Origin of the sequence: Nostoc linckia z4, from assembly GCF_002608075.1 — a bacterium.
Lineage (GTDB): Bacteria > Cyanobacteriota > Cyanobacteriia > Cyanobacteriales > Nostocaceae > Nostoc > Nostoc linckia.
Map to the genome: position 1 here is coordinate 26778 of NZ_LAHA01000006.1, position 25813 is coordinate 52590.

The window sequence follows — 25813 nt, forward strand, 5'->3', positions numbered from 1 at the left end:
GCGATCGCTTAACTGCTTAATTACGCTCTTTAGGCATTGAACCGGATGCATAATTTTTACCTACAGTCAATCGATTTTGGAATTTGGATTTTGGATTGCCAACAACTAACTCCCCCTGTGTCGGCGAGCTTCTATTGAAACAAACCACTCTGGATAGAGGTAATTTTTAATCTAAAATCTAAAATTGCCACGGTCAACTATTTATTCACCTCTAGCAACTGGGAAGTTTCTAAGCGACTCATCCACTTTGCAAAATAAACTCGATTTGCTTTTTCCTCGGATGGATCTTTTGTATCTAAAGGATAAGGCGCTAGTCCTAAAATCGCTGCTGTGGTTACGCAAAACATCGATTTTTGGAAGGTCATACAAATTTGTACTCGCAAATCATCTTCACCCCGGAGGCTGCGACGATAAATTTCATGCAAGTACTCTGGAAGAAAATGACGCATATCCTGCATCAACAAGGTGGGAGGAATACCAGCACCGCCGATGGGCAAAGGATCGGCGTACAATGCGCCATATTGGAATCGACTTTGATCTGGAGATATTTGATAAGCTTGGGCGTTGTATGAAACTGTACCGTGGAAAGGTGTTCCTCTAAAGAAAACTGCCTCTACATAAGGTATTGCTGTGTCTGCTAAGAAAGTCAAACCAACGTCTTGAGGAATGATGTCATAGAGTTTTTCCTTAATTTTGACGCTGTAGGTAATTGGCTTTGATGCACTTGCCACTAATCCTGCTTTAATATGGTCTACAACTTGGGGAATTGATTTAATTTCGCCATTGTCGTAGCGGTCTGATAAGGTCAAGAAAATATCAGCCATCACTCGCCAAAATTGACCTAAACCAGTGTAATAAGCAGAAAGGCGTAACTGTTCCGTTAAAAAATCTGGAAACAGTTGATTGATGCCCAAAATTAAAGGATTATTTTTAAATTTAGCTTTGATTACGGCTTGCGCTCTTTCTTGAAATTCGTTTGTATCTAAATATTCATCTAGACCGCCACCACCGTGCCACATCATGGCTTTCATACAATACTCAGCATATTCAAAATTAATGCGATCGTGCCACCAGTGACGCAGTAATTTTTGAAAAGATACTTCTCCGTTAAAGTATTTAAAAAAGGGGAAAAATACTAAAAATTGGTGTTCGGCAATGTAATTTAGATTGATTGAATAAGCATCTAAAACCACGCCATAGCTTTTGAGAATACCAACCACTTCCACCACATTTTGTGGAGTATCAATGAGTAGTGCCTGTCCGGTTTGCAGACGTTCAATAAATTCAGGTAAAGGTTCGTTTGTAAATTTATTTCTAATAGTTACCACTGCGATTTCTCCATTAACTATTGGGCATTGGGCATTGGGAATGGGGAAAGGCAAAGGGGTATGGTTCGACAAGCTCACCAACCGGGGGAAAGGTTAAATTTATCCCTTTACCCTTTACCCTTTAACCTTTTTCCCTGCCCCTTTGCTCCCCATCTCCCCATCTCCTCATCTCCCCACTCTCTACTCCCCACTCCCCATTTTCTTATCCAAGGACACTGTTGCTACTACGTTTTGAGTATTGACCATTGCTGTAACTGTTGGTTCAGTCCAGCGTGCTAACCAAGAAGGTTGGATGCCAAAAATCACAATTAGTAAGGCTAAAATGGCAGCAGGAAGGCGATCGCTCCAATATACGCGTGGTAAATTCACAACAGGTGCAGATAAGCGTCCAAAAAAGGCGCGGTTGACAAGTAATAAAAAGTAAACCGCTGTCAAACCATTACCAATCATGCACAGTAAGGTTTGTACTGGAAAAACTGCAAAACTACCGCGATAAACTACGAATTCGGAAATAAACCCTACCATTCCCGGTATCCCAGCGCTGGCCATAACTCCCACAATCATTAAGCTACCAATTACCGGCATACCGCGTTCTGGGTTCAGTAGTCCTCTGAGAATTTCTAAATCCCGACTACCGGCTTTTTTATAAACAACGCCCACCAGCAAAAACAGCATTGCCGAAATCAAGCCGTGGCTAATCATTTGCATGACAGCACCCAGTACACTTAAAGGTGTCGCCGCCGCCGCCGCTATCAAAACGTAGCCCATGTGTCCAATGGAACTGTACGCCACCATTTTTTTCATATCTGTTTGGGCGATGGCACAGGATGAACCATACAATACACTGACTGCGGCCCAAACTGCTAACCAAGGAGCCAAATAACCCCAGGCTTCTGGTAACAAGTTCATACCAAATCGCAGTAAGCCGTAAGTTCCCAACTTCAACAGTACCCCAGCCAACAGCACGGAAATCGGTGTGGAGGCTTCAACGTGAGCATCTGGTAACCAAGTATGGAAGGGAACTAAGGGAATTTTAATCCCAAAACCTACCAAAATTCCCACTAACAGTAAAACTTGGGTTGCTAAAGGTAGAGTTTTTGGGTTCAAGGTTGCTAGCGCAAAGCTAGAAGAACCACTCAGCCAAACTATCCCCAGGAAACTTGCTAAAATCAAGATTCCGGAAACAGCAGTATAAATTAGGAATTTTGTTGCTGCATAGCCCCTTCTTGCACCACCCCAAATTGCTATTAACAAATATAGGGGAATCAGTTCCAGTTCGTAAAACAGGAAAAATAGCAGTAAATCCTGTGCTAAGAAGGCTCCAGTGACGCCGACACTTAGCAGTAGTATCAAAGAATAATACAATTTGGGACGTGCAAGGGATTCATCACTACTATAGATGGCGATGGAAGTCAACAGGGCATTTAAAAGCAGCAATACCAAAGATAAACCATCTACTCCCAGGCTATAGTTCAAGCCTAAGGCATCTATCCAAGGAACTGACTCAGCAAACTGTTGACTGACTTCTCCAAGACGGAACTGAATTGTGAGTACAATTGTCAAAAACAAAGCGATAATCGCAAATACCAAAGCCACCCCACGGGCAAGTTTCCCACTAATGCCAGAGGGCCAGAAACCAATTAAAGCTGCGCCAATCAAAGGCACTAGAATTAAAGCACTAAGCATACATTTGAGCTAACGGGGGATGAGGGAGATAAGGGGGACAAGGGGGACAAGGGGGACAAGGGAGACAAGGGAGACAAGGGATAATAACTCTTAACTACTAACTCCTAACTCCTAATTCAACACTTTTAGAAGGGCAATTTATTGAATAAACCCAACGACCAGCTGATGAAAAATCCCAGGATGCTCACGACTGCTAGGATGGTTAGCATATAACCTTGGGATTGTCCAGAAATGCTGTACTTTAAACTTTGTCCGCCAATAATTGTGGCAAACCCAACTAAGTTCACTATACCGTCAACCAAATAGCGATCGCTCCAAGCAGAAATCTTAGATAGCACCGCTACTGCACTCACTACGGTGACTCGATAAACTCGGTCGATGTAAAAGTCATAACCCAACAAGTCTTGGAGAAATCTCCATGCCAAAATTCTCGATCTTGACCAAGCTTTGTGCAGATAAATTGTAGAGCCTACACCTACTCCTAGTGCAGTAGAAGCAAACAAGGCTGACGCCACATACCAATTAATACTTTCCCAATCAGGTAGCAGATACCATTGCTGTAGCATCAGGGGTAGAAGTAAAGTCAACACTGTCAAAGTCACCATTGGCAATGCCATCGGCCAACCAACTTCTGGCGTACGACGGGTTTTTGGTTGCGGTTTACCCCAAAAGACTAATCTAAATACTCTAGTCAAGTTCAATGCTGTTAAGCCATTGACTATTAATAAAACTCCAATTACCCAAGGGCTAATAGTCACAAAACCGTCTGCCCATGCTAACATTGCCCAAAAGCTTCCTAATGGTAGGAGTGTCACCAGCCCTGCGGAACCGACGACGTAGGCAGTGGTAGTAGCTGGCATTCTTGACCATAAACCGCCCATTTCTGTCAAGTCTTGACTTTGGGTAGTTAAGATCACTGAACCAGAACTCATAAATAATAATGCTTTGGCGATGGCATGGGTTAAGAGCAACATCAAGGCGACACCACCTTGCTGCAAGCCAACTGCCAAAAACGCTAACCCCATGTATGCACTGGTGGAGTGAGATAAGGCTCGTTTAATGTCTATTTGAGCTATGGATACTAATGTTGCACCAATGGCCGTCACTGTGCCCATGATTACCAAAGCATTCAAAGCAACTGGTGATAGCGCTAACAATGGTTGTAGTTTAAATAGCAAATAAGCACCACCAGCTACTACCAAGGAATTTCGCATTACTGAGGCCGGGTTCGGCCCTTCCATTGCCTCATCTAACCACAGGTGCAACGGGAACTGGGCGCATTTCCCAGCAGGCCCAGCAATTAACGCCAACCCCAATAATGTCGATGTCATTGGGCTTAAATTAGCCGTTTGCGCCCACTCATATAAATCGGAAAAATTCAAACTGCCGGCTGAGGTGGAAAGGGTGACTACAGCCATCAGCAGTAACAAGTCTCCCACCCGTTTGGTTAAAAACGCGTCTCGTGCCGCTGTCACTACTAACGGTTGAGCATACCAGAAACCCACCAGCAAATAAGTCGAAAGTGTCAACACTTCCAAAAGCGCATAACTCAAGAACAAAGAATCACTGATTGCTAAAGCACTCAGGGCTGCTTCAAAAAATCCCAGCAACGCAAAAAAACGTGCTAGCGACCAGTCTTTTTCCATGTAACCCAAGGCGTAAACTTGTGCCATTAAGCTTAAGCCTGTAATTAAAACTGTTGCCCCAATACTCACTGGTGAGAGTTCTAAGGCAAAGGATAAGTCTAAATCCGCAGCTTTGAACCAGGTAACCAACAAATTTTGGGGTTCTCTATCCCAAATATCTTTAAATACAAACAAGCTATGGACGAAAGCCAAAATTGTCGTCAATAAGTTGAAGTATGCCGCAGGTCTTGGCCCTGTCCGTCGAATTATTCCCAACCCCCAGGGTAAGGTCAAAATTGCGCCGAATAAGCTATATAAAGGCACAAACCAACTCGTTAAAAATAAAAATTGACTCATTTAAATTTCCCTTGACGACTCAGCCTTAATTTTAAAAAAGCTTTCGGACAACTATTTAATTTAATTAAATTAATTTGCTAAAACCTCTACATTTGTTTACTATTGTTTAAACGAAAACTTCGGGGTATTTTTGCTTAATTTTACCTTATTAAAGTTGATTAACATATAACTTTATATAAGCAAAAGCATTTACTTGCCTTAACATCATCCACCTTTTTACATTTGATTTCTACTTTGACCAAAGTAATTTATTGAATATATTTGAAAAATTTATATGTTTTTTACTTAGTCATTGTACATGTAGCAAAAGTTAGGGAAATATAGAGACAGCAAAAGTTACAGCGTCTGCCACTCTTTTCCCACATCGGATTAGCCTTGGCTATGAATCTCGTTTTGTATATGTAATAAAGAAATTATAAAGCATAAGTGGCTGCTCTAGGAATCAGTAAACTTTAATTGCTTCTGGAGACAGATAAATTTTTGTTAAGTTTTTTAAAACTTTTTTATCATAAACTATTATAGTGATTTATATTGCCAGGGACGCCAAGCTTTCCTATGCTTAATTTGGAAGTGTTTTCTTAGCTCATTAAGATCAAGCTCTCCCCGTCAAAAATTTCAAATAACAGTACTGATTGGATTAATTTTGTAGGAGTTCTGCGATGCCAATTGCAGTTGGAATGATTGAAACGAAGGGCTTTCCAGCAGTCGTGGAAGCTGCGGATGCGATGGTGAAAGCAGCCCGTGTCACTTTAGTAGGGTACGAGAAAATTGGTAGCGCTCGTGTCACCGTGATTGTTAGGGGAGATGTATCGGAAGTTCAAGCTTCCGTAGCTGCTGGCGTGGAAGCGGCGAGAAGAGTTAATGGTGGTGAAGTTTTATCCACACATATAATTGCTCGTCCTCACGAAAACCTAGAATATGTCTTGCCGATACGTTATACAGAGGCTGTGGAACAATTCCGTACCTAAAAGGTGTTTAACAAAGTAATTAGCACTTTTGTTGTTTTTTCGATCATCATCTGAGTGTGTCCAAAGCTAAAACTTTAAATAGGAATTAAAACTAATGTCGATCGCAGTAGGAATGGTTGAAACGCTAGGCTTTCCGGCGGTAGTGGAAGCTGCTGATGCGATGGTGAAAGCAGCCCGCGTCACCTTGGTGGGTTATGAAAAAATCGGTAGTGGTAGGGTAACAGTAATTGTGCGGGGAGACGTATCAGAAGTTCAAGCTTCTGTAGCCGCAGGAGTTGAATCTGTGAAGCGAGTTAACGGCGGACAGGTACTTTCTACTCATATCATTGCACGTCCTCACGAAAACTTAGAATATGTCCTGCCAATTCGTTATACAGAAGACGTAGAGCAATTCCGGGAAAATGTGAATGCAATTCGTCCTTTTGGTAGAAGACCATAATTTGTAATGCAAGTTGCCAAAGTTCGCGGCACAGTAGTTAGCACCCAAAAAGACCCAAGTCTTAGAGGTGTGAAACTACTGTTGTTACAATTGGTGGATGAAGAGGGAAACATCTTGCCACAGTATGAAGTAGCAGCAGATACTGTGGGAGCAGGAATAGATGAGTGGGTACTTGTCACTCGTGGCAGTGCCGCTCGTCAAATTGATGGCAATGGACAGCGTCCATTAGATGCAGCAGTGGTGGCAATTATAGACACCATTCACGTTGCAGATCGCCTAATTTACAGCAAAAAAGATCAATATAGATAGTCAACGGTTAGAGAAGTTAGGAGTGAGCAGTGAGAAGTGAGAAGTGAGAAGTGAGAAGTTAGGAGTGAGGAGTGAGGAGTTAGGAGTAAGAAGTTAGGAGTTAGGAGTTAAAACCCATAACTCATAACTCATAACTCATAACTCATAACTCATAATCCATAACCCATAACCCATAACTCATAACTCATAACTCATAACTCATAACTCATAACTCATAACTTAATTCAGGAGGAATCTCGCGATGGTAGTCCGCAGCACGGCGGCCCCCCCAACCCCGTGGTCAAGGAATTTAGCCGAACCCGACATCCATGAAACTGCCTTCGTACACAAATTTTCCAATTTGATTGGTGATGTACGCATAGGTGCAAACGTAATCGTTGCTCCGGGGACTACGATTAGGGCGGATGAAGGCACACCTTTTTATCTTGGTGAAAACACAAATGTCCAAGATGGAGTTGTGATTCATGGATTAGAGCAAGGTCGAGTAGTTGGCGATGACCAAGACAAATACTCGGTGTGGATAGGCAAAAATGCTTGCATTACCCACATGGCTCTCATTCATGGGCCAGCTTATGTTGGAGACAATTCTTTCATTGGCTTTCGCTCTACAGTGTTTAATGCCAGGGTAGGTGCAGGTTGCATCGTGATGATGCACGCTTTGATTCAAGATGTAGAAATTCCGCCGGGTAAGTATATACCTTCAGGAGCGATAATTACCACCCAACAGCAAGCCGATCGCTTGCCAGACGTGCAAGACCGGGATAAGGAATTCGCTCATCATGTGGTTGGGATTAATCAGGCACTACGAGCTGGTTATCTCTGTGCTGAGGACGTAAAATGTATTGCGCCGATTCGGGACGAAATCGCTAAATCTTATACAGGTAATGGTATTACTGTTTTAGAGTTGGAAAGGAGTAATGACGTGGGAAGTAATAGCTTGGGTGCAGAAACCATAGAGCAATTGCGCTATTTATTACAGCAAGGCTATAAGATTGGCACGGAGCATGTAGACCAAAGACGTTTCCGCACAGGATCTTGGACTAGTTGCCAGCCCATCGAACCGAGATCTTTAGGAGAAGCGATCGCTTCTTTAGAAAGTTGTCTGAGAGACCACACAGGCGAATACGTGCGGCTGTTTGGCATTGATAAAGGTAGACGCCGGGTATTAGAAACCATTATCCAACGTCCTGATGGTGAAGCCAAACCTACCACCACCTTTAAAGCTCCTGCTAGTTCTGGCAATGGCAGCTACAGCAGCAATTACAACAGCAATGGTAACGGCTCTGGCAGTGGCAAAATTAACAGTGAAACAGCAGAGCAAATCCGACAACTGTTGGCTGGTGGTTATAAAATTGGTACCGAACACGTAGATGAACGCCGTTTCCGCACTGGTTCTTGGAGTAGTTGCAAGCCAATTGAAGCAACTTCCACAAATGCAGTAATTTCCGCAGTGGAAGAATGTATAGATAACCACCAAGGCGAATATGTGCGTTTAATTGGTATTGACACCAAGGCCAAGCGGCGCGTGCTAGAAAGTATCATTCAACGTCCTAACGGTCAAGTAGCTTCCTCTAGTAGCCAGAAATCTTCATTCACCAGCAGTGGCGGCTCTTCGACAACTACAACAGCTACCAGTACTCGTTTGGATTCTGAAGTAGTAGACCAGCTCAAACAATTGTTAGCTGGAGGCTATAAAATTAGCATCGAACACGTAGACCAAAGACGTTTCCGTACAGGCTCTTGGACTAGTACGGGTCAAATTCAAGCCTCTTCACAAAGAGAAGCGATCGCAGCGGTAGAAGGACTCCTTGGCGAATTCCCAGGAGAATATGTACGGTTGATTGGTATTGACCCCAAAGCCAAGCGCCGGGTACTAGAAACGATTATTCAACGACCTTAAGCAGTTAGGAGTTAGGAGTTAGGAGTTAGGAGTTAGAAGTTAGGAATTGAAACAGATTGTTAATTCATAGCTCTGAACTTAAAATTTATAACTCCTCACTTTTAACTAACTCCTCACTCTTCACTCCTAACTTCTTAACTCTCTAATTTCTTCTGCCTTCCGAGGTTAAATTTCCATGTCTGTGCCGCCACTGCGCCTCAGCAACAACTTTGAATCTTACATTAGTGGTGAGGTGACTGTTCATCCAAGCGCGGTACTCGCACCTGGGGTAATACTCCAAGCAGCTGCAAATAGCAAAATCATCATTGGCCCAGGAGTCTGTATTGGCATGGGGTCGATTCTCCAAGTTCATGAAGGAACCCTAGAGGTGGAAGCCGGGGCAAATCTCGGAGCGGGGTTTTTGATGGTTGGCAATGGCAAAATTGGGGCAAATGCTTGCATTGGTTCAGCAACAACAGTTTTCAATTCTTCAGTTGAACCCGGACAAGTAATTCCACCAGGTTCGATTTTGGGAGACACCAGTCGGCAAATTAGTCAAACAAAACAACTTAGTCCATCCCCAGATAATCCACCTGCTACAAGCGCAGAAAACAACAACAATAATGGCTTGGGGGAAGGCGAAGAAAAGTTAATTTCCTCAACTAACTTCTCCGCTTCGGCTTTTGTAGAATTAAAAGGGCGATCGCTTTCTTTCTTTAAATCTTCCGCTAGTGCTGAAAGCCAGTCTCCTCCACCACCGCCCAAACCTGTTAATGAGGCGGAACCTAATTTAGAACCAGCAGCCCCAGAAGAACCAACTCAACCAACCACAGAATCCCCCAATAGCTTCGGGACTCAAATTTATGGGCAAGGCAGTATAAACAGACTGTTGACCACTTTGTTTCCCCATAGACAATCCTTGAGCAACCCAAACTCTGACGATCAGTCCGAGTAAGTGTTAATTGTAAGTTGTCGGCTTTTTCCGTATCTTGGAAAATTCATATGGAAACATTTAATCAACAGTCTATGAATACTATGCGTTCATCGGGTCAATTTGACGACCTTAAGGATACTGCCTTGGGCTTAGTTTCTACCCTTAGCTTCCCGGCGATCGTTGGCACGGCGGATATGATGCTCAAATCAGCTGGAGTTCACCTCGTTGGCTATGAAAAGATTGGTAGCGGTCATTGTACCGCCATCGTTCGGGGTGGAATTGCTGATGTCCGCCTTGCTGTAGAATCAGGCGTTCAAACTGCCGAACAATTTGGTCAGTTGGTTTCTAGTTTGGTGATTCCTCGGCCTTATCCCAATTTAGATATTGTGCTTCCCATCACAGCTCGTTTCACTAAATTGATGGAGGAAGGTAGTCACAGCCGTTTGAGTAATCAGGCAATTGGTTTGGTAGAAACGCGGGGATTTCCAGCAATGGTGGGCGCTTGTGATGCCATGCTCAAAGCTGCTGATGTGCATCTAGCAGCTTATGAAAAAATAGGTGCGGGGTTGTGTACGGCGATTATTCGTGGTTCAGTAGCCAATGTTGCTGTAGCAGTGGAAGCAGGAATGTTTGAGGCAGAACGCATTGGGGAATTAAATGCTGTGATGGTGATTCCTCGTCCCCTAGACGAAATGGAACAAACTTTACCGTTAGCAAGTTGTTGGATAGAACGAAGTCAACCCTTGAACTTGCCTGTAAATATTAAAGAGCAAGTAGCCGAAATCGAAATGTTAAGATTACCAGATTTAACGAAGTTACCAACAAAAATTGCAGAAGAAGTATGGAATGATGAATGATGAATGATAAAGTGTGAAAAATTCACATTCATTATTCAACATTCATCGTCTGCTAGAAGGCATCTTACGCTTTTCTTATTGTTCTGATAATAGCTTCTTCAATCCATAAGTCAAATATTTTTCTACTAATAGCGATAATAGAGTTTTATCTATAATTAATAAAACTCATCAGTTTCTATAACCATCGCTACATCATTGACCGCTGTTCAGTAATACTAGATATATATCTATGAATCGCTATTTACAGGAGAACTACCCTTGAATCAAGCGACGCTGCACCAATTAAAAGTCTTCGAGGCAGCGGCACGGCACAGTAGCTTTACTCGTGCTGCTGAGGAATTATTTCTCACCCAACCTACCGTTTCCATGCAGATTAAGCAATTGACAAAATCGGTAGGGTTACCATTATTTGAGCAGGTAGGTAAGCGGTTATATTTGACGGAGGCAGGAAGAGAATTATATGCCACTTGTCGGCAAATTTTTGATAATATAGCCCAGTTTGAAATGAAAGTGGCAGATTTAAAAGGGCTAAAACAAGGACAACTAAAGTTGGCAGTGATTACAACAGCGAAATATTTTATACCACGTTTGTTAGGGAAGTTTTGCGAACTTTATCCAGGTATTGATATCTCATTACAAGTGACGAATCACGAACAAATTTTAGAACGGATGTCTCAAAATCTGGATGACTTATATATTATGAGTCAAATTCCAGAGAATATGGATATAACTTGCCAACCATTTTTAGAAAATCCTTTAATAGTTTTTGCCCCAATAAATCATCCTTTATCCCATGAGAAAAATATTCCCATACACCGCCTAGCTGAAGAACCTTTTATTATGCGGGAACCAGGTTCCGGAACCCGTCGTGCTGTGCAAAGCTTATTTGACGAACAAGCTGTGAAGGTAAAAGTTAAGTTGGAATTGGGAAGTAACGAAGCAATTAAACAAGCGATCGTCGGTGGTTTAGGAATTTCTGTTTTATCTCGTCATACTTTACTATTGGACGCTTCACAGTTCAGCATTTTAGATGTCCAACATTTCCCCATTCACCGAAATTGGTACATGGTGTATCCATCTGGGAAACAGCTATCTATTGTTGCTCGTGCTTATTATGATTATTTACTAGCTGCGGCCAAAAATATCGTAGAGCAAAACGCTACTTATATTTATAGTGCAGTTGAAGCAGGTAACAGATAAATATATATTGGGCATAGGGCATAGGGCATGGGGCATTGGGTATGGGGAATGTTGGATGAGTTTAATACTCGGCGACGAATATTTGATATTTGTGAATGAATCTTTGAACTCTCCTCCTCTGCCCCATGTTCCATGCCCTATCCCCCATGCCCCATCTCCCACGATGGATTTTTAATTTTCAATTCCCCAAGGGGTTGACGCTCAGGCCAGGAAACATTAAAAATTAACCAGCGAACCATTCAAAATGGGGGAAAACTAACGGTGGTTAACCCGGAAATACAGTCTTGGCGCAAAACAGTACAAAGTGAGATTGTTGCTGTTACAGTCTACGCTGATAGAGCATTGGTGACACGACGGGGTGTAGTTTCTTTAATAGGAATAGAACGGGAATTAGTAATTACCCCAGTGCCAGTAACTCTAGAATCTGAGTCTGTAAGGGTTAGCGGTAATGGTACGGTGGGAGTGCGGTTGCTGGGAGTGAGTAGCGATCGCATTTACACTACTGAACCTGTGGCAGAACGTGTAGCACATTTGACTAGGCAAATTCAGCAACTAGAAGCCGAAAAACGCCACCTGCAAGCCCAAATTGATGCTTTGGCATTGCAATCTAGGTTTATCGAAGGCTTACGGGAAAAAACAGAAGAACCTTTTTCCCAGAGTTTATCGCGAAAAAATCTGAGTCTGAGCGAAACTTTGGATTTTCTCAACTTTCTTGGTAGCCAGTATAGTGAATATGCCATTGGTTCTGGAGAATGCAAAGCCCAACAGCAGGAATTAGATAAACAATTGCAAGCACTCCATACCTCATTGCAAAAAATCCAAACACCCCATCCCAAAGAAAGTTTGAGCTTAGTTGTAGCAGTTGAAGTTGCTGGTGAAGGCGAATTTGAACTGGAAGTATCATATTTGGTGAATCGCGCCAGTTGGACTCCATTATATGACTTGCGCTTTAGCACTACGAGCGATATTGTGCATTTGAGTTACCTGGCAGAAATTACTCAAAGCAGCGGCGAAGATTGGATTGGTGCAAGTCTCACTCTTTCTACTGCAAAACCCGGATTGGGTACACTTCCACCCAAACTTCAACCTTGGTATATTGATAGTCTACGTCCACAAATAGCACGACAACGATTTGCCGCACATCCACCACTACTGCCCAGCATACCACCTCCACCTGCCGCAGCCAGAGCCGATATACAAGAAGAAGAAGAAGAAGTTACAGAGGATAGTTTCATAGCAGCAGAAAGTGTTACAGCAGAAGTATCGAAAGAAGGAAGTGTAGTTACCTTTAAATTAAATGGTGGCGGTAATATTCCCAGTGATGGCGCACCACATAAAACAACAATATTTAATGATGATTATCCTTGTAATTTTGATTATGTGGCAATGCCGCGCTTGGTAAGTTTTGCTTATCTGCAAGCGAATGTGAAAAATAGTCCCAACGGTGCGACTTTGTTACCAGGCAAAGCAAATATTTTTCGCAACAATGTTTTTATTGGTGCTACTAGATTAGATAATATTGCACCAGGGCAAGAATTTAAACTTAATTTAGGAATTGATGAAGGTTTAAAAATTGAACGCGATTTAGTTGAACGTCTGGTAGATAAAAAATTAATTGGCAACCAGCGGCGGATTAATTATAGCTATCGGTTGATAATTACTAACTTACTTGATAAAGCAGCAAATTTACAAGTAACTGAACAATTACCTGTTAGCCGCAACGAACAAATTAAAGTGCGTTTGATTCGTTCTAACCCGCAAATTCAACTTGGGGAAATGGGTATTTTAGAATGGCAATTAACTCTTGCACCACAAGAGCGGCGAGAGATATATTACCAGTTTAATGTTGAACATCCACCAGAGTTAACGGTGGTTGGGTTGGATATTTAAACAGCGTCACTAACAATGATTTAAATTTAACAGAGTATACTGAACCTGAACTTGATAAATATAAATCTGTACTTGCTTTTTTCTCTGTATTTGCTTTCAGCATTTGCAATGTTTGATATGCACATATTTTTTAGCAAACGCACAAATTGACGGAGACGTTATTGTTAGTTATTGTGAATTCAGGCATTTTTATCTAAAAAACTAAATATTAAAAAGCATGATGGAGAATTGGGATAATCGAAAGAATCGCATTGAAGCATATATTCAGAATCAGATTAAAGCATATCTTCTGTTCACAGAAATCTCTGCTTCTGAACTAAGTAGTAGTGAAAAAAGAGATCAAATACTGGAAGCCATCAAGCAAGGTACTAAGGAAGAAAGACTACAGAAATACTTGAAGAAAACTTGTGGGTTGCTGCAATTGATTGGGATGCAATCAAAGAAATTGGCGATCTTGCTATTCAGACTAAATACTAAATGTGTTCTTATGGCATAGCCAAAAACTGCATCGGAATGCTTGGCTAATGTGTCATATGATGTTTAGTTAAATACTTATAATATCTGTAGGTTGGTTGAGGAACGAAACCCAACACTTAATCGACATTCATGTTGGGTTTCACAGTTGTTCAACCCAACCTACATTGATAGATTTTATTATAAGTAATCGGTCAAACTTGATATCACCTTGTCTCATCGATTCATGTTTATATTCCTACAGAAATACTTTATAATACCTGATATATCTAATAATAAGTTGCTAATCGTCTATCTTTCTAACTGCTACGCTAAACTTATAACACTAAGACACTTCCTACCATGTCTGTCGTTGAAAATTTAGCAAGCCCAGAAGATGTTATATTTCCCCCAGGGGATTTATATAGTGACGAACCGCCTTTGGAAACTGACTTACATCGGCTACAAATGACATTGCTGATTCAATGCTTGGAGTGGTTGTGGCGAAATCGCAACGATTTCTATGCATCGGGTAATCTCACCATCTACTACAGTCCACGCCAACTCAAATCAGAAAATTTCCGAGGCCCAGATTTTTTTGTAGTGCAGGGGACTGAACGCAAACCTCGTAAAAGCTGGGTTGTCTGGGAAGAAGATGGCAAATATCCCAACCTCATTGTAGAACTGCTATCAGATTCCACGGCAGCAACTGATAAAGGCTTGAAAAAACAAATTTACCAAGATATATTTCGTACACCAGAATATTTTTGGTTTGATCCCAATAATTTAGAATTCGCTGGGTTTGTTTTGCTAGCTGGTAAGTATCAACCGTTGGAACCTAATCCTCAAGGTTGGTTGTGGAGTCAGCAATTAGAGTTATATTTGGGGATTGATAGGGAAAAATTACGATTTTTTACGCCTGAAGGAAAACTAATTCCAGCACCAGAAGAAGTTGCACAACAGGCGGAACTGGAAAAGCAACGTAGCGATCGCCTTGCAGCAAAACTGCGAGAATTAAATATAGATCCAGATAGTATTTAACAGTGGCAATTTTAGATTTTAGATTTTAGATTTTAGATTAAAAATCATTTTGTTAGATACTTCGCCCCTAGTTTGTGGAACAAATCGTTGCATCCAAAATTTAAGATCCTCAATCCCTTAGAGTGATATATTTCAATCCAAAATCCGCAATCCAAAATCCAAAATTGATTGCTAGGGTTCTTCAGGAAAAACCCATTTTGGCGGTTCCGTCATTTTTCTTCGCAGACGTTCTTCAGCCATTTCCAACATTTTGTCTAAAGAAGTCTCTTCAACAAATTTGGCAGCTGCTTCTCTAAACTCAATATTAGGGCATTTATCCCCTAAAACGCAGCCGTTAACACAGGCTACAGCGCAGTTAATTTTTTGCTCCACAGTGAATTCCTCTCTCTAAAAGTTATGAGTTATAATTTCAACTCCTAACTTCTTAATTTTCAAACATTAGCTTCCAAATAAATTTTACCTTGGCTGTTGCCATCCCAATGGTCTAAATACTTACCATTTAGAAAGTTAGGAGTTAGGAGTGAACCATTTAGAAAGTTAGGAGTTAGGAGTGAGGAGTTATGAGTTACGCATTATGTGGATTAGACACTAAAACCCTTGATTTATCGTTGTAGAGACGTTGCATTGCAACGTCTCTACAGGGCGCACAATCCTTGATATTTCCTTGATTTGGATAATTCACATCAGACGTGAGTTATGATTTTTACTCCTAAGTGCTAAACTTTTCACTCTCATAGAAACCCCTGATGTCCCAACTCTTTGCCACTACTGGAACTATAGCCGCCATAGCCACTGCTGTTGTCCCCCAACAGGGTAGTGTGGGGATTGTGCGGGTATCTGGTGACCAAGCAATGTCCATTGCTAAAACTCTGTTTCACACACCAGGGCGACAAGTTTGGCAGACTCACCGGATTCTTTACGGTTACATCCGGCATCCCCAGACGCAACAATTGGTCGATGAAGCTTTATTGCTGATTATGAAAGCACCCCGTTCTTACACCCGTGAAGATGTGGTGGAATTTCATTGCCACGGGGGAATTATGGCAGTGCAGCAGGTGTTACAACTGTGTTTGGAAAATGGTGCAAGGTTGGCTCAACCGGGAGAATTTACCCTCCGCGCCTTTTTGAATGGGCGATTGGATTTAACTCAAGCTGAAGGTATTGCTGATTTGGTGGGAGCGAAATCGCCCCAAGCTGCCCAAACTGCCTTAGCTGGTTTGCAAGGAAAATTAGCTCATCCAATCCGGCAGTTACGCGCTAACTGTTTGGATATTTTGGCGGAAATCGAAGCTCGAATTGATTTTGAGGAAGACCTTCCTCCGCTGGATGATAAGGGAATAATATCAGAAATTGAGAAAATTGCCGCAGAAATTTCTCAGTTGTTGGCAACCAAAGACAAAGGTGAATTATTACGCACTGGGTTAAAAGTGGCAATTGTCGGGCGTCCGAATGTGGGTAAATCGAGTTTATTGAATGCTTGGAGCCAGAGCGATCGCGCCATTGTCACAGATTTACCCGGTACGACCCGCGATGTGGTGGAATCCCAGTTAGTTGTGGGGGGAATTCCCGTGCAGGTGCTTGATACTGCGGGAATTCGGGAAACAACAGACCAAGTAGAAAAAATAGGCGTGGAGCGATCGCGCCGTGCGGCAAATGCAGCTGATTTAGTCTTGCTCGCCATTGACGCTTCAGCAGGTTGGACTCAAGACGATGAAGAAATTTACCAACAAGTGCAACACCGTCCGTTAATTTTAGTGATTAATAAAATTGATTTAGTACAAGAAAGTCAAAGCAAAAATCTTCACTCTCAAATACCAGATGGCAAATCTCAAATTTTTACCTCAGCTGCTAAAAATCAAGGTATTGATGCTTTAGAAACAGCTATTTTAGAAATAGTTAAAGCTGAAAAAATCCAAGCTGCCGATATGGATTTAGCCATTAACCAAAGGCAAGCAGCAGCCTTAACCCAAGCCAAAATCTCCTTGCAACAGGTACAAGCAACTATTGAGCAACAGTTACCTCTTGATTTTTGGACAATTGACTTACGCGGTGCAATTCAAGCACTAGGAGAAATTACTGGAGAAGAAGTTACAGAATCAGTTTTAGATAGGATTTTTAGTAGATTTTGCATTGGCAAATAAAATTAAAATATGTTGAAAAATCAAAATGTATAATTGATTTAATGTATAATATCTCTAATTATATTGATACAGATATAAAAATCCTATTTCATTTGTGAGAAATATCGATTTTGACTATTAACTGTCAACTGTTAACAGTCAACAAATCTAACATGTAATATTTCACAAATTATTTGGGATTGTTATAGATTTGACTGTCATTTAATCGAGCTTATAATTAATAACTAAATGTACATCTCAATTCGCCAAGCAACTATACAAGATACTGTTATAGTCTCAGATATCTTATTAGAAGCAGCTTTGTGGCTCCAGCAGCGTGGTATACCTTTGTGGCATGATAGCGAACTTTCACCAGAATATATCTCTGAAGATGTTGCTAATGGTTTGTTTTTCATTGCTGAGTGGGCGGGTGAACCAGCTGGTACAATCAAGTTTCAACTAGAAGATTTAGTTTTCTGGCCGGACATCCCCCAACAAGAGTCAGCATTTGTACATCGTCTTGCAGTCCGACGACGTTATTCTGGCGGGAAAGTCTCCTCGGCATTACTAGCTTGGGCTGTTGAACGCGCACAAACACTTGGTAAACTTTACTTACGTTTGGATTGTGAAGCTTCGCGTCCGCAGCTGAGAACAGTATATGAAAGCTTTGGTTTTCGCTATCACAGTGACAGACAAGTTGGTGCTTTTTTTGTCTCTCGCTACGAATATGAAATACCTCAACAAACAAGCTAGTATCAATAATTTTGGCGTTACTGAATCAGAACATAAAATGCCATTTATTGCTGCTATCAATAAAAACAAGACTTACGCAAAAATAACGTAATTTCGTCATTACGAGCGATAGCGTACTAATCCCCCCTGACACTGTAATTGCTTTCCTACATAGGAAACTCCAAATTAATACTTTCTCCTCCCAGTGCTGTTTTAGATGTTAAATGTCGCTCTAACCAATTTTCTAAATCAGCTAGTACTTCTTGATAATTCAAGTCGTTTTGTAGTTCGTGATAAGCACCTGGATACTCGATTCTAGATTTATCCGAGTAACTCACACGCTGATAAAAAATTTTTCCTCCTTCAGGTAGAGTTACTCGGTCTGCTCCACCGTGGAGTATCAACAATGGTAATTGCCAATCACTAGCATGGGCATTAACCCAATCAACAGTAGCAAAGAATTCTGTAGCTAGACGCGCACTACCTCTGGTGTGGCGCAAAGAATCTTGAGCATAAGCAGCTAAAATTTTCTCATCCCGCGAACCACCGGAAAGATCTAGTCCTGTGTTTAAAGTAAAACGCGGCCAAATACGGGAAAGCAGTTTTCCTATAAGTAACCGGGTTTTTGATACTCCGACTTTTCCTAAAGCTGGTGCTAAGGTAATTACACCTTGCAATGTAGATGGTTGTTGGGGATAACGCAGAGCATAATCCAAAACAATCACTGAGCCTAAGCTATGACCTAAAAGAAAAATTGGCTTTCCTGGGTTTTGGGTTTTAATTAATTCTAAAAAAGCTCGCAAATCTTCACGAAACTCACTCCAACCATTAATGTAGCCTCGTTGACCAGGGGAACGTCCATGACCGCGCAAATCAAAACCGTAGATAGCGTATTGCTTGGGTATAAAATGTTTAATTAAGTTATCGTAGCGATCGCTGTGCGCCCCCAATCCATGTACGATCGCTAATATCGCCTTTACCTTTTCTTCTGGATACCAACTTTGGTAATACAGTTTTAACTTTCCTGCACCTTCAAATGTATCTGCTTGATAGTGGCTCATGAGATTAATTTGTTACCGTTGTTACCAATTAACTACTAGTTATCAAGGTACATTGTCAAGAAAATCGCTTCTATCTTCAGGAAGAATTACTATGTTTAACGGAAGTTACGAAACAAAACCGTATGAGCTTGATTTTTGAGAGATTTTGCTAGGATGAATGCAGACACAGCCGCCATAGGTTTATCGGTGCGGTCAATGCAAAATCCCAAATTTCCCATCGACAATCTTTTGACATCGAGTCATCAGCAAGAAAATAATACGCAATCACAGATTTTAGCGCCTGTAACCGATGCGAGTATTAAGCGCGTAAAGGAAGGTTTAGCCGCAGCTGGCGATGGCGCTGTTCGTCAAATTATTCAGGAAGCACTCAATTGTCTAGAAGCCACACATCAAGAAAATTGTGAACCTAGAGTCAATCCTTGGGTGCGTCAATTTGTATTGCGATCGCTCATTCGTATTTTATTCCAAGTGGAAGTCGAACACCGCAACAGGATACCCCAACAACCAGCAATCTTAGCCGTTAACCATCTCCACCATATCGATCCATTACTTCTATTAGCGGAACTTCCCACCCAACCCTATTACTATATTCTTGGCGATGCTCGTACTCTTTATAATAAGTGGTGGAAGCGCTTCATCCTGGGTTTTGCCGGAGGTGTAATTCCTCTCAAAAGGATATGGAAAGAAGAACTAGCTGTGATGGAAGCGGCTAAAGCAGGAAGAGAAGATTTAATCGATTTAGCCGCAGCGATCGAACACACAGTACCCACAGGGGAAGATATACACACATTGCGACAAATAGACCGCATTATTTTAGCAATTTTAGCTCGTGGTGATGGCATGATTCTGTTTCCTGAAGGAAAATTGGGAACAGTTGAAGCTCAATTGCATCTGCCATTAAAGCGTGGCACTATAATTTATGCTTTGCGTGGTGGCGTACCAATTATTCCCATTGCACTCATTGGCACTCATGACCTTTATTTGAGAAAAAAATTAACTATAAGGATAGGCGAACCATTACAATTTCCTTCCACAACCAGACCAAAACGCCAAGAAGTAGAGGTGGCTTTGCAAACTCTAGAAAAAGCCATGCTGAGTTTATTACCAACTAATTATCAGGAACCAACAGGCTTAAAACCTCTACGTCATTTCCTCAATCATATGTTGTGGTGAAAAATCACTTTTCTAAAAATTTGGTAATCTTGAAATTTGATGTTCCCTCCCAACAGTGATTTAAAAATGCACTTACTTGAGCATCTGCTGAATCAGCCGATTCTTTAGAAGCATTAAACTGAACTGCTGTCACAATATACTCAAAAATAATCACAAACTGCTTTTGGGGTGAAATTCTTTCAACAACAATTGTTTCACCTACTTGAGGAATTTGCGGTACATCCACCACAAAAGTTTCAATCTTTGGTTTATCTAGTGGATTTTTGAAATTGAAATATTTCGAGTAAACAATAACTTTCACTTTATTAAAGTATATTTAACACTAAACTATATAAACTTCGTCCAAATTGAGAAGTGGACATCTTCAAAAGGGAACGAGGGAATAAATAAAAAGGATTAAAATTATACTAAGTTTTTTGTCAAAAATCAAATATCATTTTTACATACAGCATATTGCAGGTAACTGAGATACAAGTTTTCAGAACAAAGCTATATGTTAATCAGCTTTTAACCCTGTTCCCTGTTAAGTACACGATCTTGACTCTTGTGGGATGGGCGTCTCGCCCGTCCGGGGCGGGCTAGAGAGCTTACACCACAAGAAATTTGCTTGCAACATTAAAGGCTTACCACGCCACTATCTTTACTACAAATTACGAATTATTTATTGCCTTGCCACACTCGTTGTAACGATTGAAAAAGCTTCGCAAATATTTCTTCTAACCAAAGAATAACAGCATCGAGCCATTCTAGAATTTTCTCTAGAGGATGTTTTTCATAACCCATTGTAGTTGCTTTGGTTTCTATCCAGTCTGGCTGTGCTTCAACTTCGGTGGTTTGAGAAAACCGCTGTTGAGAAATTTCCCCTTTATGAGTTTTGCTATGAACTTGCGAAATCGCCTTTTGAGTTTTTTGGAAAGAGGTAACTTTTGCAAATGTTTTGCGAATTGAGGTGAGATGACGAGTTATTTTTTTCCTTTGTACTAATTCTGATTTGGCTTTCGGCTGTTGTCGATGTAAATTTTTTGGCCAGAAAATCCCTGTTGATAAACTTGCAGCTAAAGCAGGAGTTGTGTTTTCAGGAATTGGAACTGCTTTTTCAGTAACTTTTTCGCCATTGCCAAACAAGTCACTCCACGTTAACCAAGGATCGTTTGTTAAATCCTGGTTTGGCAGGTTACGGTTTTTAAATAAAGCTTTTTTTGGGTAACTAAATAATAATCTATTTTGCTGGTTGTCAGCAATTGTTGATTCCAGTGTTTTTCGATTCCTAACGCCAAAAAAGTAATTTAGCGCAGCTTCAATTAAAGCCTGGACATTGAATGTATGAGTTTCTATATCGTCTGCGGCAACTGCCATTTTTCCCTTAGCAGTTAACTGTTCTTTTCCATAGATAAATACATTTAACTGAGTTTGGGCTACTTGGATAATTTTTTGGCTACCTTGTTGAACGGGTATTAAAGCCTTTGATTCTACTGTGGCAACAGCTAAATCTAAAAATGTGAATAATTTGCTGGAGTTGAGTGAATTGTTTGATGTTGTGCCTGGTAGAATCGGTATTTTAACCGGATTTTCTCCAGTTAATTTTGCCAATAAACCATCAATTTGTGGTAATAATTCTTGGTCTTTTTGAGCTTGAATTAATCGCCAAGACTGCCAGTAACGAGCAACTTCATTAATAATTTTTTCTTCTAGTTTTGCCTGCTGTTGGGGTGTTAAAATATCGAGTATTTCATTGCCAGTGGTGACAAGTACCAAATTCCGATTCAGTAAATTAGTGGCAACTCCTTGGATAGTTGCAAGATGCTGTTTGAGAGAATTTTCTGGGGACGAAGATTGGATACTTGCGGTGGAACGATCTGTAATAGTTGGAGAATGAATAATATTAGTGTCTGTGGAATTTTTAGAGATAGATTTTTGCCAAAAAATTCCCAAAAAGCTCAAAGGATTGAAACTTTGAGAATTTTGTTTCGGAGTAGCCACTACCTCCTCCGATGACAGATAATAAACTGTCTCTAATACCTGCTCAATGGGAGTATCAACATTTAAATGATTCTCTGGCTGAAAATCGGTATCATTTGATGGTAAATTCAGCCTGGATTGTGGTTCTTTGGTGTGTAGCGTTTTCGCATCTGCTTCAGATGATTGAAACAGTAGATACACTGGGTAAAGTAGCAATTCCACACCCCACTTAGTGGCAACTTGTAAATGCCGGAAGCTGTTTCCCCACTGTTGTGTCAACCGCCGAGATTGCTGGTGGACAAAATTAAATAGTCTGCTTTGATAACGACCAGAAGAACCAGAAGACATAATAGTAATTTTTGAGTTCGAGTCTTGTTTAGTTGTGAGACTCCCGCCGAACAATAAAAACCACAAACTGTTAATGATTGTGTGCCCTCATTTTAGCGAAAATATGACTCAAATTATCTCTGAATCTCAAACCAATTTAATCTCAGAAGCTATTGAGCAATTACGCTCTTTTTCTCAGGTGAATCTTCAGTCTACTTGGTTATACCGAGAATCTGACGAGATGATTACTGATGTGACAGCTGCTAATTTATCTAATTGGCAACCTGTAGAATTGAACGCAAAGGAACATATTGCTTGGACAGGGGGGAAAAAAGTTCTATGGTTAGGGCAAAAATTAATTGTTCCCCAAGACTTACATGGTTATCCACTCACTGGGTTATCTTTGCGACTGGCGTTACTTTGGTGGGCTGATGCTGCTGAAATTTATGTGAATGGAGAGTTAGCGCTGGAGGGTGATTTATTTGATTGTTCGCCGAGAGTGCTGTTGAGTCGCAAGGTAACGCCGGGGGAAGAATTGATTGTTGCATTGCGGCTAGTCAGTCCGGGACATTGTGATGGTGCTTTAGTGCGATCGCTCCTTGTTTATGAGTCTAATGATGATGATAATCCCGATCCGGGTTTTGTGGCTGATGAGTTGGCTGTTTTACAGCTTTATTTGCAAAACTTTGCACCAGAAAACTTGGATGTTTTAGTACAAGCAGTGAGAAACATAACCAACCGTCCAGATGCAAAGCCAAAAGAGTGGGTAAAGTCGTTAAGGCAAAATCTAATTCAATCCCAAATCCAAAATCTAAAATCCAAAATCTACCTGCTTGGTCACGCTCATCTAGATTTAGCATGGTTGTGGCCTGTGAGTGAAACTTGGAATGCAGCACAAAACACTTTTGAATCAGTGTTAAAGTTGCAAGCAGATTTTCCAGAATTAATTTTTTGTCATTCCACTCCGGCGCTTTATGCTTGGATTGAAGAACATCGCCCGGATTTATTTAAAGCAATTCAAGCACAAGTAGCAGCCGGAAAGTGGGAAGTTCTCGGTGGAATGTGGGTAGAACCGGAACTAAACTTGATTGCTGGTGAATCGATTGTGCGTCAGTTATTGTATGGTCAGCGATACATACAAGAAAAATTTGGCAAACTTTCCCCTGTGGTGTGGGTTCCAGACTCTTTTGGTTTTTGTGCAACTTTACCGCAGTTTTTCGCTAATGCTGGAGTTGAGTATTTTGTCACCCAAAAGTTACGCTGGAACGATACTACTAAATTTGATTATGGTGCTTTTTGGTGGCGATCGCCTGATGGTAGTCAAGTATTTAGTTTCATGTCTGCAACCATCGGTGAAGCCATCGACCCAATAAAAATGGCATCATACGCCCTAGAATGGCAAAATCAAACAAACTTACCAGAATCTCTCTGGCTTCCCGGTGTCGGCGACCACGGCGGCGGCCCCACCCGTGATATGTTAGAAACCGCCCAACGCTGGCAAAAATCCCCCTTCTTCCCAGATTTAGAATTTACCACCGCCGAAAAGTATTTACAGCAAATCCAATCAGGAGTCAGAATTCAGAATTCAGAATTCAGAATTCAGAATTCAGAAGTCAGAAGTTATGATTCTTCCTCATCCCCCCCACCTCCCCATCTCCCCATCTCCCCACCTCCCCATTTCCCCACTTGGAATGACGAACTCTACCTGGAATTCCATCGTGGCTGCTACACTACCCATGCAGACCAAAAACGCTGGAATCGTCGTTGTGAAACTTTATTGTATGAAGCAGAACTGTTTGCAACTTTGGCAAACATTAGCTGTGGTGTGACGTATCCCAAAGCCGAAATCGAAGTTGCTTGGAAACAGGTGTTATTTCAACAGTTTCACGATATTTTGCCTGGTTCTTCCATTACCCAAGTTTATCAAGATGCCTTGGTTGAATGGCAAGAAATCCAACAAACAGGAACGAAGATATTACAAGAATCATTGCAGGCGATCGCATCTCACATTACCCTACCACAACCACCAAAACCCAATAGTTTACCTATTTTTATTTTCAATTCTCTCAACTGGCAGCGTTCTGAGGTAGTTTCTATCACCTTACCCGCACCAGCAACAACTACCCAACAATGGCAAATTTACGATACTTCCGGCCAGTTGCTTATCTCCCAATTATCTCAACCATCAACTTTACTATTTCTCGCCCCCGAAATCCCACCCATAGGCTACCGCCTCTTTTGGCTTTCCCCCTCATCTCCCACCCTGGACGAACCTAAAGCTACATCCCCACAATGGGTTCTAGAAAATGAATTTCTGCGAGTCGTCATAAATCCTGAAACGGGAGATTTATCAAGTGTTTTTGACAAAACTTATCAACGCGAAGTTTTGAATGGTGCGGGGAATCAACTGCAAGCTTTTAAAGATAGCGGTCAATATTGGGATGCTTGGAACATAGACCCCAACTATACCCAACATCCCTTACCCGCAACCAATCTTCAATCTATTGAGTGGGTAGAACAAGGGGTGGTGGAAAATCGTCTGCGTGTGGTGCGTCAGTTGGGTAATTCAGAATTTTGCCAAGATTATATTCTCCAAGCTGGTTCCCCTGTGCTGAAAATTTCCTCTAAAGTCAACTGGCAAGAAAATCAGGTATTGCTAAAAGCTGCTTTTCCTCTCAACATTGAAGCAGACTTCGCTACCTATGAAATCCCCTGTAGCGCAATTCGCCGTACCACTAAACCCCAAAACCCCGCAGAACAAGCAAAATGGGAACTTCCAGCCTTACGTTGGGCTGATTTAACCAGCGAAACAAATGAGGGTTTATACGGAATCAGTTTACTCAATGATTGTAAATATGGTTACGATGCCAAGCCTAATCAATTACGCCTCACATTACTACGTAGCTCCAATTGGCCAGACCCCGAAGCCGACCGAGGTTTCCATGAATTCACCTATGCCTTATATCCTCATCCGAATACCTGGCAATCAGCCCATACAGTACAGCATGGCTATGAATTAAATACACCCCTACAAGTGATAGTAAACCCACTCCCCAGTCACCAGTTAACAGGAGCCACTGCGGTCTTGGGGTTTCCCCAAATGAAGCAAGTGCCGTTTAACACTCAACATTCAGCAAGCTTTTTAAATTTGTCATCCGCAAATCTGATTTTGATGGCTTTGAAGCCAGCAGAAGATGATCCACAGGAGTTAATTCTGCGGTGTTATGAATGTCACGGAGAAACAGCCGAGTTATGTGTGCGAAGTGATTTAGGAATAACTCTCGGAAATACGGTAGATTTGTTAGAGCGTTCTGCTGCTAATGCTGCCCAATTCTCATCTGGGCAACAAATCTTGACAATACAGCCTTGGAAAATCGCTAGTTTCAAGGTGACACCAGCGACTAACCCCAGGCTTGGGTAAGGCACTATTCTTTAGTCGGTGGTCAGTCTTGCTTTTCCACCGATTAATGCCCAA

The 25813-nt window shown here is 41.5% G+C and carries 21 protein-coding genes; 13 read left to right on the plus strand and 8 right to left on the minus strand.

What is annotated here, in order from left to right:
• Positions 1 to 197: 197 nt before the first annotated feature.
• The 3 genes from VF06_RS07675 to VF06_RS07685 form a co-directional block, all read right to left on the minus strand.
• On the minus strand, positions 198 to 1328 hold the full coding sequence (locus VF06_RS07675; RefSeq protein WP_099067072.1) for a CO2 hydration protein: 1131 nt from the start codon (positions 1326 to 1328) through the stop codon (positions 198 to 200).
• A gap of 180 nt (positions 1329 to 1508) precedes the next feature.
• Positions 1509 to 3014: an NADH-quinone oxidoreductase subunit M gene (locus VF06_RS07680; RefSeq protein ID WP_099067049.1), complete on the minus strand. Its 1506-nt coding sequence runs from the start codon at positions 3012 to 3014 to the stop codon at positions 1509 to 1511.
• A gap of 125 nt (positions 3015 to 3139) precedes the next feature.
• Positions 3140 to 4996, minus strand: a complete 1857-nt coding sequence (locus VF06_RS07685) for an NAD(P)H-quinone oxidoreductase subunit F (RefSeq protein ID WP_099067048.1) — start codon at positions 4994 to 4996, stop codon at positions 3140 to 3142.
• Positions 4997 to 5655: 659 nt separating this feature from the next.
• Here VF06_RS07685 and VF06_RS07690 point away from each other — a divergent pair.
• From VF06_RS07690 to VF06_RS07720, 7 genes are all read left to right on the plus strand, one after another.
• A complete protein-coding gene (locus VF06_RS07690; protein WP_015209255.1) occupies positions 5656 to 5964 on the plus strand; it encodes a carbon dioxide-concentrating mechanism protein CcmK in 309 nt (102 codons plus the stop codon).
• A 94-nt stretch (positions 5965 to 6058) separates the two neighbouring features.
• On the plus strand, positions 6059 to 6403 hold the full coding sequence (locus VF06_RS07695) for a carbon dioxide-concentrating mechanism protein CcmK (protein WP_010995041.1): 345 nt from the start codon (positions 6059 to 6061) through the stop codon (positions 6401 to 6403).
• A 6-nt stretch (positions 6404 to 6409) separates the two neighbouring features.
• The gene (ccmL, locus tag VF06_RS07700; protein WP_099067047.1) at positions 6410 to 6712 is read left to right on the plus strand and encodes a beta-carboxysome shell vertex protein CcmL; all 303 of its coding nucleotides are present in this window, start codon (positions 6410 to 6412) and stop codon (positions 6710 to 6712) included.
• 241 nt (positions 6713 to 6953) lie between these two features.
• Positions 6954 to 8612 (plus strand): beta-carboxysome scaffolding protein CcmM, encoded by a 1659-nt coding sequence (gene ccmM / locus VF06_RS07705; protein ID WP_099067046.1) that lies wholly within the window; start codon positions 6954 to 6956, stop codon positions 8610 to 8612.
• 175 nt (positions 8613 to 8787) lie between these two features.
• Positions 8788 to 9546 carry a beta-carboxysome scaffolding protein CcmN gene (gene ccmN / locus VF06_RS07710; protein ID WP_099067045.1) on the plus strand — a complete coding sequence of 253 codons (759 nt, stop codon included), beginning with the start codon at positions 8788 to 8790 and terminating at the stop codon, positions 9544 to 9546.
• A 47-nt stretch (positions 9547 to 9593) separates the two neighbouring features.
• Complete coding sequence (ccmO, locus tag VF06_RS07715) at positions 9594 to 10382, plus strand: beta-carboxysome assembly protein CcmO (protein WP_099067044.1); 789 nt, start codon at positions 9594 to 9596, stop codon at positions 10380 to 10382.
• 258 nt (positions 10383 to 10640) lie between these two features.
• On the plus strand, positions 10641 to 11582 hold the full coding sequence (locus VF06_RS07720) for a LysR family transcriptional regulator (protein WP_099067043.1): 942 nt from the start codon (positions 10641 to 10643) through the stop codon (positions 11580 to 11582).
• Here the strand turns inward: VF06_RS07720 and VF06_RS40450 are convergent.
• Positions 11552 to 11716 carry a hypothetical protein gene (locus VF06_RS40450; RefSeq protein ID WP_180267277.1) on the minus strand — a complete coding sequence of 55 codons (165 nt, stop codon included), beginning with the start codon at positions 11714 to 11716 and terminating at the stop codon, positions 11552 to 11554. The genes VF06_RS07720 and VF06_RS40450 overlap by 31 nt on opposite strands.
• Positions 11717 to 11843: 127 nt before the next feature.
• On the opposite strand from VF06_RS40450, the gene VF06_RS07725 reads away from it, so the two are divergent.
• Positions 11844 to 13472 carry a mucoidy inhibitor MuiA family protein gene (locus VF06_RS07725; protein WP_099067042.1) on the plus strand — a complete coding sequence of 543 codons (1629 nt, stop codon included), beginning with the start codon at positions 11844 to 11846 and terminating at the stop codon, positions 13470 to 13472.
• 816 nt (positions 13473 to 14288) lie between these two features.
• Positions 14289 to 14966 (plus strand): Uma2 family endonuclease, encoded by a 678-nt coding sequence (locus tag VF06_RS07735; protein ID WP_099067040.1) that lies wholly within the window; start codon positions 14289 to 14291, stop codon positions 14964 to 14966.
• A gap of 171 nt (positions 14967 to 15137) precedes the next feature.
• Here VF06_RS07735 and VF06_RS07740 read toward each other — a convergent pair whose 3' ends face one another.
• Complete coding sequence (locus tag VF06_RS07740; protein ID WP_099067039.1) at positions 15138 to 15338, minus strand: hypothetical protein; 201 nt, start codon at positions 15336 to 15338, stop codon at positions 15138 to 15140.
• 374 nt (positions 15339 to 15712) lie between these two features.
• On the opposite strand from VF06_RS07740, the gene mnmE reads away from it, so the two are divergent.
• On the plus strand, positions 15713 to 17107 hold the full coding sequence (gene mnmE / locus VF06_RS07745; RefSeq protein ID WP_099067038.1) for a tRNA uridine-5-carboxymethylaminomethyl(34) synthesis GTPase MnmE: 1395 nt from the start codon (positions 15713 to 15715) through the stop codon (positions 17105 to 17107).
• Positions 17108 to 17335: 228 nt separating this feature from the next.
• Positions 17336 to 17839 (plus strand): GNAT family N-acetyltransferase, encoded by a 504-nt coding sequence (locus tag VF06_RS07750; protein WP_099067037.1) that lies wholly within the window; start codon positions 17336 to 17338, stop codon positions 17837 to 17839.
• A gap of 146 nt (positions 17840 to 17985) precedes the next feature.
• On the opposite strand, the gene VF06_RS07755 is transcribed toward VF06_RS07750, so the two are convergent.
• A complete protein-coding gene (locus VF06_RS07755; RefSeq protein ID WP_099067036.1) occupies positions 17986 to 18879 on the minus strand; it encodes an alpha/beta hydrolase in 894 nt (297 codons plus the stop codon).
• Positions 18880 to 19074: 195 nt separating this feature from the next.
• On the opposite strand from VF06_RS07755, the gene VF06_RS07760 reads away from it, so the two are divergent.
• Positions 19075 to 20052 (plus strand): lysophospholipid acyltransferase family protein, encoded by a 978-nt coding sequence (locus VF06_RS07760; RefSeq protein WP_180267279.1) that lies wholly within the window; start codon positions 19075 to 19077, stop codon positions 20050 to 20052.
• A gap of 4 nt (positions 20053 to 20056) precedes the next feature.
• On the opposite strand, the gene VF06_RS07765 is transcribed toward VF06_RS07760, so the two are convergent.
• Positions 20057 to 20353, minus strand: a complete 297-nt coding sequence (locus VF06_RS07765) for a hypothetical protein (protein ID WP_099067035.1) — start codon at positions 20351 to 20353, stop codon at positions 20057 to 20059.
• Positions 20354 to 20709: 356 nt separating this feature from the next.
• On the minus strand, positions 20710 to 22359 hold the full coding sequence (locus tag VF06_RS07770; protein WP_099067034.1) for a hypothetical protein: 1650 nt from the start codon (positions 22357 to 22359) through the stop codon (positions 20710 to 20712).
• Positions 22360 to 22462: 103 nt separating this feature from the next.
• Here VF06_RS07770 and VF06_RS07775 point away from each other — a divergent pair, with 103 nt between their 5' ends.
• Positions 22463 to 25759, plus strand: coding sequence for an alpha-mannosidase (locus VF06_RS07775; protein ID WP_099067070.1), 3297 nt, complete (start codon positions 22463 to 22465; stop codon positions 25757 to 25759).
• Positions 25760 to 25813 lie beyond the last annotated feature (54 nt).

What these genes read in the sequence shown, in the direction of transcription:
- VF06_RS07680 (WP_099067049.1), bottom strand. Translation starts at nt 3,014, where the DNA reads ATGCTTAGTGCTTTAATTCTAGTGCCTTTGATTGGCGCAGCTTTAATT.
- VF06_RS07685 (WP_099067048.1), bottom strand. Translation starts at nt 4,996, where the DNA reads ATGAGTCAATTTTTATTTTTAACGAGTTGGTTTGTGCCTTTATATAGC.
- VF06_RS07690 (WP_015209255.1), top strand. Translation starts at nt 5,656, where the DNA reads ATGCCAATTGCAGTTGGAATGATTGAAACGAAGGGCTTTCCAGCAGTC.
- VF06_RS07695 (WP_010995041.1), top strand. Translation starts at nt 6,059, where the DNA reads ATGTCGATCGCAGTAGGAATGGTTGAAACGCTAGGCTTTCCGGCGGTA.
- ccmL (WP_099067047.1), top strand. Translation starts at nt 6,410, where the DNA reads ATGCAAGTTGCCAAAGTTCGCGGCACAGTAGTTAGCACCCAAAAAGAC.
- ccmM (WP_099067046.1), top strand. Translation starts at nt 6,954, where the DNA reads ATGGTAGTCCGCAGCACGGCGGCCCCCCCAACCCCGTGGTCAAGGAAT.
- ccmN (WP_099067045.1), top strand. Translation starts at nt 8,788, where the DNA reads ATGTCTGTGCCGCCACTGCGCCTCAGCAACAACTTTGAATCTTACATT.
- ccmO (WP_099067044.1), top strand. Translation starts at nt 9,594, where the DNA reads ATGGAAACATTTAATCAACAGTCTATGAATACTATGCGTTCATCGGGT.
- VF06_RS40450 (WP_180267277.1), bottom strand. Translation starts at nt 11,716, where the DNA reads ATGGAACATGGGGCAGAGGAGGAGAGTTCAAAGATTCATTCACAAATA.
- VF06_RS07735 (WP_099067040.1), top strand. Translation starts at nt 14,289, where the DNA reads ATGTCTGTCGTTGAAAATTTAGCAAGCCCAGAAGATGTTATATTTCCC.
- mnmE (WP_099067038.1), top strand. Translation starts at nt 15,713, where the DNA reads ATGTCCCAACTCTTTGCCACTACTGGAACTATAGCCGCCATAGCCACT.
- VF06_RS07750 (WP_099067037.1), top strand. Translation starts at nt 17,336, where the DNA reads ATGTACATCTCAATTCGCCAAGCAACTATACAAGATACTGTTATAGTC.
- VF06_RS07755 (WP_099067036.1), bottom strand. Translation starts at nt 18,879, where the DNA reads ATGAGCCACTATCAAGCAGATACATTTGAAGGTGCAGGAAAGTTAAAA.
- VF06_RS07760 (WP_180267279.1), top strand. Translation starts at nt 19,075, where the DNA reads ATGCAAAATCCCAAATTTCCCATCGACAATCTTTTGACATCGAGTCAT.
- VF06_RS07770 (WP_099067034.1), bottom strand. Translation starts at nt 22,359, where the DNA reads ATGTCTTCTGGTTCTTCTGGTCGTTATCAAAGCAGACTATTTAATTTT.
- VF06_RS07775 (WP_099067070.1), top strand. Translation starts at nt 22,463, where the DNA reads ATGACTCAAATTATCTCTGAATCTCAAACCAATTTAATCTCAGAAGCT.